10 protein-coding genes are annotated in these 10,992 nt (G+C 67.2%); 8 read left to right on the plus strand and 2 right to left on the minus strand.

Annotated elements, in window-relative coordinates:
* The first annotated feature begins 682 nt into the window (after positions 1–682).
* The 7 genes from RT97_RS31725 (at position 683) to RT97_RS31755 (ending at position 7,331) form a co-directional block, all read left to right on the plus strand.
* Positions 683–2,461: a nitrite/sulfite reductase gene (locus RT97_RS31725; protein ID WP_042582853.1), complete on the plus strand. Its 1,779-nt coding sequence runs from the start codon at positions 683–685 to the stop codon at positions 2,459–2,461.
* A complete protein-coding gene (locus RT97_RS31730; protein ID WP_042582854.1) occupies positions 2,458–2,853 on the plus strand; it encodes a DUF934 domain-containing protein in 396 nt (131 codons plus the stop codon). Before RT97_RS31725 ends, RT97_RS31730 begins: the two co-directional genes overlap by 4 nt.
* Positions 2,854–2,872: 19 nt before the next feature.
* Positions 2,873–3,493 (plus strand): phosphoadenosine phosphosulfate reductase domain-containing protein, encoded by a 621-nt coding sequence (locus tag RT97_RS31735; protein ID WP_042582855.1) that lies wholly within the window; start codon positions 2,873–2,875, stop codon positions 3,491–3,493.
* A 42-nt stretch (positions 3,494–3,535) separates the two neighbouring features.
* Positions 3,536–4,477, plus strand: coding sequence for a sulfate adenylyltransferase subunit CysD (cysD, locus tag RT97_RS31740; protein WP_042582856.1), 942 nt, complete (start codon positions 3,536–3,538; stop codon positions 4,475–4,477).
* Complete coding sequence (locus RT97_RS31745; protein WP_042582857.1) at positions 4,477–5,817, plus strand: sulfate adenylyltransferase subunit 1; 1,341 nt, start codon at positions 4,477–4,479, stop codon at positions 5,815–5,817. Before cysD ends, RT97_RS31745 begins: the two co-directional genes overlap by 1 nt.
* 42 nt (positions 5,818–5,859) lie before the next feature.
* Positions 5,860–6,189: a ferredoxin FdxA gene (gene fdxA / locus RT97_RS31750; RefSeq protein WP_042582858.1), complete on the plus strand. Its 330-nt coding sequence runs from the start codon at positions 5,860–5,862 to the stop codon at positions 6,187–6,189.
* Between the two features lie 116 nt (positions 6,190–6,305).
* Positions 6,306–7,331: an NAD(P)/FAD-dependent oxidoreductase gene (locus tag RT97_RS31755; RefSeq protein WP_042582859.1), complete on the plus strand. Its 1,026-nt coding sequence runs from the start codon at positions 6,306–6,308 to the stop codon at positions 7,329–7,331.
* Here RT97_RS31755 and RT97_RS31760 read toward each other — a convergent pair.
* Entirely contained in the window at positions 7,318–8,622 is a 1,305-nt protein-coding gene (locus RT97_RS31760; RefSeq protein ID WP_042582860.1) for an aspartate aminotransferase family protein, read from the minus strand. The two genes, RT97_RS31755 and RT97_RS31760, sit on opposite strands and share 14 nt — an antisense overlap.
* Before the next feature lie 107 nt (positions 8,623–8,729).
* On the opposite strand from RT97_RS31760, the gene RT97_RS31765 reads away from it, so the two are divergent.
* Positions 8,730–9,485, plus strand: coding sequence for a TetR/AcrR family transcriptional regulator (locus tag RT97_RS31765; protein ID WP_042582861.1), 756 nt, complete (start codon positions 8,730–8,732; stop codon positions 9,483–9,485).
* Here RT97_RS31765 and RT97_RS31770 read toward each other — a convergent pair.
* Positions 9,482–10,992, minus strand: a 1,511-nt coding sequence (locus tag RT97_RS31770) for an adenylate/guanylate cyclase domain-containing protein (RefSeq protein WP_042582862.1), incomplete at its 5' end; no start/stop codon positions are given. The two genes, RT97_RS31765 and RT97_RS31770, sit on opposite strands and share 4 nt — an antisense overlap.

The raw sequence follows: 10,992 nt of genomic DNA on the forward strand, positions 1-10,992 counted from the left end.
AGCGCCGTCGTGCCCCCATCCCAGCCTTCCCCCGGGAGGGGAAGGAGCAATGCATCAGGCCCCTGTCGCATGTCCTGTATTTCTCCCTCCCCTTCAGGGGGAGGGTTGGGGTGGGGGCACGGCGGCCGAGCGAAGCAATGGCCCGACCGCAAGCCGAGCAAAGCGATGGCGCGTCCGGTGCCCAAGCCCCTCTGGCTGCGCCGAGGAGCGCAGCGTTTCGCGGATCAGGGCTCGCAGCTGTTTGAGCGAAGCGAGTTCTGCGAGACCCCGCGAAACGCGAGCACCGCAGGTTGCCCGTAGCGCAGCGAAGGGTCGCAGACAGCGGGGTCGCCTTTTCTTTGGCTACTTTCTTTTGGCGAAGCAAAAGAAAGTAGCTCGCCCGCCGGGGCGAGTCCCGGCCTCGGAACTCAAAAAAACCAAAACCCCAAAATAGAGCCCGAAGCCCAAACCCTACTCGCCAATTCCTAAAATCCACGTCTCAGAAAACTGGGATCTCACCCCATCGCCCTTATCCAGAATAAGCATTCAACCGCCCCGAAACCCGCATGAACACTGGCGAATAAGCTTATCCGCATAAAGCGCGAACCAAAAAATAGTTTGTTTCCATAAGGCCCGCTTTCAGAATCCCGGCTTCTTGCTGGCGCGCTGGACGCACCGCACTTCAAGACAAGACCTACGCACGATGTACCAATACACAGAATTCGATCGCCAGTTCGTTCACCAACGGGCCGCCCAGTTCAGAGACCAGCTCGAGCGCTGGCAAAAGGGCCGCCTGCACGAGGACGAGTTCCGCCCGTTGCGGCTGCAGAACGGCTGGTACGTCCAGCGCTACGCGCCGATGCTGCGCGTGGCCGTGCCTTACGGCGAGCTCTCCAGCCGCCAGTTGCGCGTGCTGGCCAAGATCGCCCGCGAATACGACGAGCCGGAGGCCGAGGTCTACCGCAAGGCCATCGAGACGCAGGGCCTGCTCGGCAGCCACAAGCTTCCGACCCACTACGCCCACTTCTCGACGCGCCAGAACGTCCAGTACAACTGGATTCCGCTCGCCAAGTCGGCCGACGTGATGGACCTCTTGGCATCGGTCGACATGCACGGCATCCAGACCAGCGGCAACTGCATCCGCAACATCACGAGCGACGAGCGCGCCGGCATCGCGGTCGACGAGATCGCCGACCCGCGTCCATTCGCGGAAATCATGCGCCAGTGGAGCACGCTGCACCCTGAATTCGCCTTCCTGCCGCGCAAGTTCAAGATCGCCATCACCGGTGCCACCGAAGACCGCGCCGCCACCGGCTGGCACGACGTGGGCCTGCACGTGGTGAAGAACGAAGCCGGCGAAATCGGCTTTCGCGTGCAGGTGGGCGGCGGCATGGGCCGCACGCCGATCATCGGCACCGTGCTGCGCGAGTTCCTGCCCTGGCAGCAGATCATGAATTACCTCGAGGCGGTGATCCGGGTCTACAACCGCTATGGCCGCCGCGACAACATCTACAAGGCGCGCATCAAGATCCTGGTGAAGGCCGAAGGCCAGCGCTACATCGACGACGTCGATGCCGAGTACAAGCAGATCCTGGAGCACGACGGCGCACCGCACACCATCACGCAGGAAGAGTACGACCGCGTGGCCGCCTCCTTCGTGCCGCCGACGCTGGCCACCCGCGTGCTGCAGAGCGCAGAGAAGACCGACGCCGAACTGCGCGCCTACGCCGCCGACGACGTGCAGTTCGCCCGCTGGCTCGCCCGCAACGTCGCGCCGCACAAGAACCCCGCGCTGCGCGCCGTCACGCTGTCGTTCAAGCGCCTGAAGCAGGCCCCGGGCGATGCCTCGGCCGACCAGCTGGACACGCTCGCGCAACTGGCCGACCGCTTCTCGGCCGGCGAGGCCCGCGTGACGCACGACCAGAACGTGGTGCTGCCCTGGGTGCATGCCGAAGACCTGCACGCGCTGTGGCTCGCAGCCCGCGCGGCCGGCTTCGCAAGCGCCAACGTGCACCTGCTGACCGACATGATCGCCTGCCCCGGCGGCGACTTCTGCGCGCTGGCCAATGCGCGCTCGATCCCGATCGCCGAAGCCATCACCGAGCGTTATCAGGACCTCGACGAACTCGACGACCTGGGCGAGATCGACCTGCACATCAGCGGCTGCATCAATTCGTGCGGCCACCACCACAGCGGCCACATCGGCATCCTGGGCGTCGACAAGGACGGCAAGGAGTGGTACCAGGTCACCCTGGGCGGCTCGGACGGCTCCGCGCTCAGCGGAACGCCGCAGGCCGGCAAGGCCGTGGGCCCCTCGTTCTCGGCGGCCGAAGTGCCGGGCGTGATCGAGGCCGTGCTCACGACCTACCGCGACACCCGTTCGTCGGGCGAGACCTTCATCGACACCCTGCGCCGCGTGGGCCACGACCCGTTCAAGGCCGCGGCCAACGGTGCGCGATTCAAGGTGGAGGAAGCAGCATGAACAAGACGTTGAACATCCTTTCCGCCGAAGAACACATCGACGACGGCGACCCGAAGGTGCTGCAGCTGGCCAACGATGCCGACCCGCTCGCCATCGAGGTGTGCCTGGCCGACATCGAGCGCATCGACCTGAACTTTCCGAAGTTCACCGACGGCCGCGCCTACAGCCAGGCCTTCCTGCTGCGCCGCCGCCTGGGCTTCACGGGCGACATCCGCGCCACGGGCGACGTGCTGATCGACCAGCTGGTGCAGATGGAACGCACCGGTTTCTCCAGCGCCGTGCTGAAGGAAGGCGTGGACGCCTCCGACGCGCAGCGCCAGTTCGACCGCTTCTCGGCCTTCTACCAGGGCGATGCGGTCAAGACCGCGCCGCACTTCGTGGCCGGCAGCTGAGACCGCATCGGAATCCGACATGAGCATCGACCTTGCACGCATCAACACCGACCTCGGCCGCAACGCCGAAGGCCTGGTGGACTGGGCCATCGGCCTCGGCCAGCCTTCGATCATCACCACCAACTTCCGCCCGTTCGAGGCGGTGATCCTGCACATGGTCACGCGTGCCCGGCGCGATGTGCCGGTGGTCTGGATGGACAACGGCTACAACACCGAGGCCACCTACCGCTTTGCCGACGAGGTGACCAAGCAGTTGGGTCTTGACCTGCACATCTACCTGCCGCGCCGCTCGCGCGCGCACCGCGAAGCGGTCGAAGGCCCGACGCCGGCGCTCGACGATCCGCGCCATGCCGCATTCACCGAAGAGGTGAAGCTGGAGCCCTTCGCCCGCGCGCTGCGCGAGACGGCGCCCAAGGTCTGGTTCACCGCGCTGCGGGCCACCGACACGGCGGTGCGCGCGCAGATGGACCCGGTCAGCGTGAACCCGGACGGCCTCATCAAGGTCGCGCCGCTCTTGCACTGGTCGTCCAAGGATCTGTACGAATACTGCGAGGCCCACGGCCTGCCGAACAACTTCGACTACGTGGACCCGACGAAGGGCGAAGACAACCGCGAGTGCGGCCTGCACATCGCCCATTGAGCGCCAACGCCTCACCGATCCCCTGAATCCAGCCCCCACCCGATGAACGCCCGTACCGAAACCGAACTGCTGCTGTCGCCGGCGCACCTGTCCAACACGCACCTCGATGCGCTGGAGGAAGAAACCATCTTCATCCTGCGCGAAGTGGCGGCCGCTTTCGAACGCCCCACCCTGCTGTTCTCGGGCGGCAAGGACTCGCTGGTGCTCCTGAAGTGCGCGGAGAAGGCATTCGGCGCGGGCCGCATTCCCTACCCGCTGCTGATGATCGACACGGGCCACAACTTCCCCGAAGTGACGGCCTACCGCGACCAGCGCGCCAAGGAGCTGGGCGCCGAACTCATCGTGCGCAGCGTCGAGGATTCGATGAAGCGCGGCACCGTGCGCCTGGCGCACCCGGGCGAATCGCGCAACGCGCACCAGTCGGTGACGCTGCTCGAAGCGATCGAAGAATTCCGCTTCGACGCGCTGATCGGCGGCGCCCGCCGCGACGAAGAGAAGGCGCGCGCCAAGGAGCGCATCTTTTCGCACCGCGACAGCTTCGGCCAATGGCAGCCCAAGGACCAGCGTCCCGAGCTGTGGACGCTGTTCAACACGCGCCTGGCGCCCGGCGAACACTTCCGCGTGTTCCCGATCTCGAACTGGACCGAACTGGACGTGTGGCAATACATCGAGCGCGAGCACGTCGGCCTGCCGTCGATCTACTACACGCACAAGCGCGAGGTTGTCGAGCGCCGCGGCCTCCTGGTGCCGGTGACCGAACTCACCCCGCCGCGCGACGGCGAAACGGTGCAGGTGCGCGACGTGCGCTTTCGCACCGTGGGCGACATCACGACGACCTGCCCGGTCGAGAGCCTCGCGGCCGATGCCGGCGACGTGGTGCTCGAAACCCTGTCGGTCGATGTGAGCGAACGCGGCGCAACGCGGATGGACGACATGACCTCCGAAGCATCCATGGAAAAACGCAAGAAAGACGGTTACTTCTGATGAGCGCGACGACGACAGCCACTCCCAATGAACTCGCCGTGCACGGCGACACCGGCACCGCCCTGCGCTTCATCACCTGCGGCTCGGTCGACGACGGCAAGAGCACGCTCATCGGCCGCCTGCTGGTGGACAGCAAGACCGTGCTGCAGGACCAGCTGGCCGGCGTGCAGCGCGGCGGCGAAACCGACCTCGCCCTCCTGACCGACGGCCTCTCGGCCGAACGCGAACAGGGCATCACGATCGACGTGGCGTACCGCTACTTCTCGACCGCCAAGCGCAAGTTCATCATCGGCGACGCACCGGGCCATGAGCAGTACACGCGCAACATGGTCACCGCCGCCTCGGCCGCCGACGCCGCCGTGGTGCTGGTCGATGCGACCAAGCTCGCCTGGGCCGCCGAAGTGGAAGACGGCACCGTGGTCAAGCGCGAGCTGCTGCCGCAGACGCGCCGCCACACGCTGCTGTGCCACCTGCTGCGCGTGCAGTCGATCGTGTTCGCGGTCAACAAGCTGGACGCCATCGATGACGCGGGTCTCGCCTTCGAGCGCATCTCGACCGCGCTGAACGCCTTTGCCGAAGCGGCTGGCGTGCAGGTCGCGGGCATCGTGCCGATCTCCGCGCTCAAGGGCTGGAACGTGGCCACGCGCCATGCCGACTGGGTGGGCTACGAAGGCCCGAGCCTGCTCTCGCTGCTCGAGGACCTGCCGGTCACGGTGCAGGACGAGGCCGTGCCGTTCGCCTTCCCGGTGCAGTGGGTCGAGAAGTTCTCTTCTTCCGCCGACACTTCGCAAGGCCGCCGCGTGTTCTGGGGCCGCGTGGCCTCGGGCCATGTGGAGCCGGGCCAGCGCGTGACGGTGCTGCCGAGCAACCAGACCGCCACCGTCGCGCAGGTCCTGAGCCACACCCGCCAGCCGAAGTCGGTGCATGCGGGCCACAGCGCCGGCATCGTGCTGGACCGCGAGGTGGACGTGTCGCGCGGCGACTGGCTGCTGGCGCCCGGCGCCTTCGAGCCGGTGCGCGAGATCACCGCCACCGTGGCCTGGCTGGACGACGAGCCGCTGGTCGCAGGCCGCGTCTACTGGGCGCTGCAGGGCCACCGCTGGGTCAAGGCGAAGGTTGCGCGCATCGTCGACCGGGTGAACATCACCACGCTCGAATCGGAGCCCACGACGCAGCTTGACGCCAATTCCATTGGCGATGTGGTGCTCGCGCTGCAGCAGCCGCTGGCTGTCTTGCCCTTCACGCAATCGCGCGCCCTGGGCTCGCTGGTGCTGGTCGATACCGCCTCCCACAAGACCGCTGCTGCGGTCCTCGTGCAGCCCGCCGCCGCAAAGGCCTAAAATCTGGGGTTTTCCCCGATCAAACTGACGTTTAAAAGACAAATGACCCACGTCGTCTCCGAAGCCTGCATCCGTTGCAAATACACCGACTGCGTGGACGTTTGCCCCGTCGACTGCTTCCGTGAAGGTCCCAACATGCTGGTGATCGACCCGGATGAATGCATCGACTGCGCGGTCTGCATCCCCGAGTGCCCGGTCAACGCGATCTACGCCGAGGAAGACCTTCCGGCCAACCAGATCGCCTTCATCAAGATCAATGCCGAGCTGGCCGTGGCCGACGGCTGGAAGAGCATCACCAAGCGCAAGCCCGCGCTGGCCGACGCCGACGACTGGAAAGACAAGACCGACAAGGTCGGGGAGCTGGTGCGGTAAAGGGGCTCTCCCCCATGCTGCGCGCACTTCGTGTCGCTTCGCACACCCCCTCGCCGGGGGCAATACCGGCGGCCCGGCAAAGCCGGTTCCGCGGTATTTCTGGAAGGACTCCATAAATGCCTTCCCATCCTGTCGAGACCGATGCCCTGATCGTCGGTGCCGGCCCTGTCGGGCTGTTCCAGGCCTTCCAGCTGGGCCTGCTTGAAATCTCCTGCCACATCGTCGATGCACTGCCCGTCCCGGGCGGCCAGTGCGTGGCGCTCTATGGCGACAAGCCGATCTACGACATTCCCGGCACGCCGGTGACCAGCGGGCGCGACCTTGCGCAGTCGCTGCTCGCGCAGGTGGCGCCGTTCAAGCCGCAGTTTCATTTCGGCGAGCAGGTCGCCACGCTCGCTCGCCAGGCCGACGAGCGTCTGCTGCTGACGACGTCCGCCGGCAAGGCCTTCCTCGCGAAGACGGTGTTCATCGCGGCCGGCGTCGGCGCCTTCGTGCCCAAGCGCCTCGTGCTCGATGGCATCGCTCAATTCGAAGGCAGCGTGCTTTTCTATCACCCCGATTCGCTGGACCGCTTTGCGGGGCAGGCGGTGGTGGTGAACGGCGGCGACGACATCGCGCTAGAAACCGCCATCGCGCTCACCGCCATCGCCCGGCAGGTCACGCTGGTCCATCGGCGGGATGGCTTCCAGGCGGACGAGGCGAACATCGCCGCAATGCGCGCCCTCGTCGCTGCCGGCAAGCTGGCCTTCAAGGTCGGCCAGCCGACCGCCTTCGACGGCAAGCAACTGCAGATCACCACGCCCGATGCCTCCACCGTCGACCTGCCGCTCGACGCGCTGGTCGCGTGCCTGGGCATCTCCCCGCGCCTCGGCCCCATCGCCGACTGGGGCCTGGAGCTCGAGCGCAAGCAGGTGCCGGTGGACACCGAAAAATACGAAACCCGCGAGCGCGGCGTGTTCGCGGTCGGCGACATCAACACCTATCCGGGCAAGAAGAAGCTCATCGTCTGCGGCTTCCACGAAGCGACGCTGGCGGCCTGGGGCGCCACCGCCATCGTGTTCCCGGGCAAGGCCGTGCCGCTGCAGTACACGACCACCAGCACGCGCCTGCACGCGCTGCTGGGCGTGGCTACTTCGCGCTAGGCAAGAGCGTCCGGTATTCGCCGATGAAGCTGCCGATGGCGGCGACGTAGCCGTCGATGTCCGCATCTGACAACGGCAGCGACAGCACGACGAAGCCGCGCGGCGAGGTGTAGATGCCCCGGCTCAGCAGGTGGAAAAACAGCAACTGGCGCAAGCGCCCGTCGACTACCGCAAGGTCGTCCACGCGCCGGACTTCACCGCTCACGAAGTGCGCATTCATCAGAGAGCCCACGCCGGTGAACTGCAGGCCCACGCCCTCTTTCGCGCACAGCGCGTTGAGCCGCGCCCGCATCGCTTCGCCGCGCTCGGCCAGCGCACCGGCCGCCTCGGGCGTGAACAGCTTCGTGAGCCCCGCATACCCGGCCGCCATCGTCATCACGTTGTTGTTGAAGGTGCCCGAATGCGCGAGCGCCCCTGTGCGTGGATCGAACTGCGCCATCACGTCCGCGCGCCCGCCGAAAGCGCCGAACGACATGCCGCCGCCGATGTACTTGCCCAGCGTGGTGAGGTCGGACCTGATGCCCAGCTTGTTCGCAAGGCCATGCGGCGCGAGGCGCGAGGTCATGACCTCGTCGAAGACCAGCAGCGCGCCGGCCTGCGTGGCGCCGTCGCGCAGCGCCTGCAGGAAATCCAGGCGCCCCGGAATGCACCCGCTCGCCCCCTGCATCGGCTCGACCAGGATGGCGGCAATCTGCGGCCCGTGCCTGGCGATTTCCTCGCTCGCGCGCTGCGCATCGTTGTAGGGCAGCACGAGGAAGTCGAAGGGCACGGTCGTCGGCGAGGGCTTGTCGCCGAAGCCGAGCACGCCGCCGTGGTAGCCGCCCGAGAACACCACGATCTTTCGCCGCCCCGTGAAGTGAAGCGCGGCGGTGAGCGCCATCAGGTTCGCCTCGGTGCCCGAGTTGGTGAAGCGCAGCTGCTCGACCTGAGGAAATCGCTCGCAGATGGTCTTGGCCAGCCGCCCTTCGAGCAGGTTGTGGCCCGTGAGGTTGATGCCGCTCTGCATCGCCTCGATGACCGCCTCGCGGATCTCGGGCGCCGAGTGGCCGTAGACGCCGGCCGTGTACTCGGCAATGAAGTCGGCATACCGGTGGCCGTCGGCATCCCACAGCGCGGCGCCCTCGCCCCTGGCGATGGTGAGCGGGAACGGTGCATAGAACAGCACCGATCGCGTGTTGGCGCCGGGCATGTAGCGCGTTTGCTCGTCGAACCGGCGCCGGCTCTCGGGATTGTTCTCGGTGAAGCGTTGGTGCACTCCGGCGAGGGCATGGTCGATGGCTGCGTCGGTCATGGAAGGGTCCTTGAATGAGGAGCGGCCTTTTCGGCCGGCTTAATTGATCACTGCACAATTAATAATATTTATACAATCAATTCGCCCGCCGCACAACACCCGCTTCCATGAAAAAGAAAACTGCCGAGCCGACGCCCACGCCCACGCCGAAACCCAAGACCGCCGGCCGCCCCACCGGCGGCGGCGCGCTGTCGAAGCGCCTCATCGCCGAGGCCGCCCTCGCGCACATCGACCAGTTCGGCCTGGGCGCGTTCAGCATGCGCGAGATCGCGTCGCAGCTTGGCGTGTACCCGGCCACGGTGCACTGGCACGTGAGCACGCGCGAAGCGCTGCTCGCCGAGGTGGCGGCCACCGTCATGTCGCAGGTCACGCCGCCGACGGGCCGGATGGCCTGGCAGGCATGGATCGCCGAGCTCTTCCACCGCTGCCGCGCCGCGGTGCGCAGCCACCCCAACGTGGCGCAGCTGCTGGGCGCGCAGCTGGTGTCGAACGGCAGCCTGCCCACCGAGCTGGTCGAAGGCGTGCTCGCGGCGCTGGCCGAGGCCGGCTTCGAGGAGCAGTCGCTGCTGGAGGCCTACAACTGCGTGATCGCGGCGATGCTGGGCTTCCTCACGATGGAGTTCTCGCCCCTGCCCGCCGACAACACCCAGGCCTGGGCCGAGGAACTGCGCGAACGCGTGCACACCATCCGCCCGCTCGACCATCCCGTGCTCGCGCGCAACCTGCCGCTGCTCGCCAACGCCGCCTTCATCGTGCGCTGGGACAACGGCACCACCGTGCCGCTGGACAGCAGCTTCGAGCGGCACATCCAGATCACCATCGACGGGCTGGAGGCGTTCGCGCGCAGGGTCAAGGGCGGCTAGGCGGAGCCCACCAGCTCGTACAGCACCATGCGCGTCTGGCGGCCGCGCAGCTCGACCAGCTCCTCGATGCGCCGCGTGGCCAGCCGTCCGCCCAGCCCTTCGAACGTGGCCTGCGAGATCAGGGTGCGCGTGCCCAACTGCTTGTTCGTGCTCTCGATGCGGCTCGCCACGTTGATCACGTCGCCCAGCGCCGTATAGGAGAGCCGGTCGCTCGAGCCGAGCACCCCGGCGATCACGACGCCGGTGTGGATGCCGATGCGCGTGCGGAACTCCTGCAGGCCCTCCTCCCGCCACTTGCGGTTGAGCGCCCTCATCTCGTCGTGCAGTTCGAGCGAGGCGATGCAGGCCCGGTACTCCGCGTCCGGCAGGTCCGCCGGCGCTCCCCAGAGCACCATGATCCCGTCGCCCATGAACTTGTCGACCACGCCGCCGTGCCGCGCGAACACGCGCGTGGCCAGGTTGAAGTACGCGGTCAGCTGGCGCATGAGCGCGTCGGCGTCCATCGATTCCGAGATGCTGGTGAAGCCTTCCACGTCGGTGAACATCGCGGTCACTCGCCGCGGCGAGCCGTTGGGCGCGAGCGCATGGCCTTCGGCGACAAGCTGCTTGATCACGTCCACCGGCACGAACTTGCTGAAGGCCTGCAGGCTGCGCGCCGAATCGTCCAGCGCCTGGCTCAGGTTCTGGATCTCGAACACCCGGCTCGATTCGCGCGGCAGGTCGTCCAGTTCCAGCCGGCCGATGCGCCGCGCGGTGCGCGAGAGGTTCTCGATGGGCGCGGTCACCAGCTTCGAGAGGCGCAGCGAAATGAACAGCGCCACGGCCAGGAAGCTCAGCGTGAGCAGCAGCGACCAGAGCACGTTGCGGTGCAGCCCGCCCAGCAGCGCGTCCTCGGGCTCCCAGCTCACGAGCCGCCAGCCGGTCGATGGGATGTGCGAGGTCTGCACCTTGTAGCGCTCGCCGTCGTGCACGAGGCTGAAGGCCATGTCTTCGGTCCAGCCCCGGCTGCCGTTGGCCAGCATGTGCGCGTGCAGCGCGCCGAGCACGCCGCCCACGGGGTCTTCCAGCGCGCGGACGACATGAGGCTGGTCGCTGCGCGCGATCACGTGGTGGTCGGCACTCAGCAGCGCGCTGTGGCCATGGCCGGTGCCGCCGAACACGCGCACCAGGTTCGACAGATGCCCGAGCGACACGCCGGCCACCACCACCAGCGTCTGCGCCGCCCCTTCGTCGTCGCGCCGCTTGCTGGGCCGCGCATGGCCGATGCCCAGTTCCTTCGCCGTGCCGAGCATGAAGGGCGCGGTCCAGAGCGCATGCCGCGCCTCCAGGGCCTGGACGAACCAGTCCTCGTGCACCGGATCGTCGTCGCTGCGGAACGACTCGATGCGTACCGTGGCGTAGCGCTGGCGCGGGTCGTCGCCATCCCCGTCCGGCGGCTGCTTGTATTCGCGGGTGTCGGTGCTGAACTGCGCGTCGCGCAGCACCTGCCGCACCATCGGCTCGGGGT

This window comes from Variovorax paradoxus (assembly GCF_000834655.1).
Classification (GTDB): domain Bacteria; phylum Pseudomonadota; class Gammaproteobacteria; order Burkholderiales; family Burkholderiaceae_C; genus Variovorax; species Variovorax paradoxus_F.

Coding starts and splice junctions, on each gene's coding strand:
- RT97_RS31730 (WP_042582854.1), top strand. CDS start 2,458: ATGAACAAGACGTTGAACATCCTTTCCGCCGAAGAACACATCGACGAC.
- RT97_RS31765 (WP_042582861.1), top strand. CDS start 8,730: ATGAAAAAGAAAACTGCCGAGCCGACGCCCACGCCCACGCCGAAACCC.
- cysD (WP_042582856.1), top strand. CDS start 3,536: ATGAACGCCCGTACCGAAACCGAACTGCTGCTGTCGCCGGCGCACCTG.
- RT97_RS31755 (WP_042582859.1), top strand. CDS start 6,306: ATGCCTTCCCATCCTGTCGAGACCGATGCCCTGATCGTCGGTGCCGGC.
- RT97_RS31760 (WP_042582860.1), bottom strand. CDS start 8,622: ATGACCGACGCAGCCATCGACCATGCCCTCGCCGGAGTGCACCAACGC.
- fdxA (WP_042582858.1), top strand. CDS start 5,860: ATGACCCACGTCGTCTCCGAAGCCTGCATCCGTTGCAAATACACCGAC.
- RT97_RS31735 (WP_042582855.1), top strand. CDS start 2,873: ATGAGCATCGACCTTGCACGCATCAACACCGACCTCGGCCGCAACGCC.
- RT97_RS31745 (WP_042582857.1), top strand. CDS start 4,477: ATGAGCGCGACGACGACAGCCACTCCCAATGAACTCGCCGTGCACGGC.
- RT97_RS31725 (WP_042582853.1), top strand. CDS start 683: ATGTACCAATACACAGAATTCGATCGCCAGTTCGTTCACCAACGGGCC.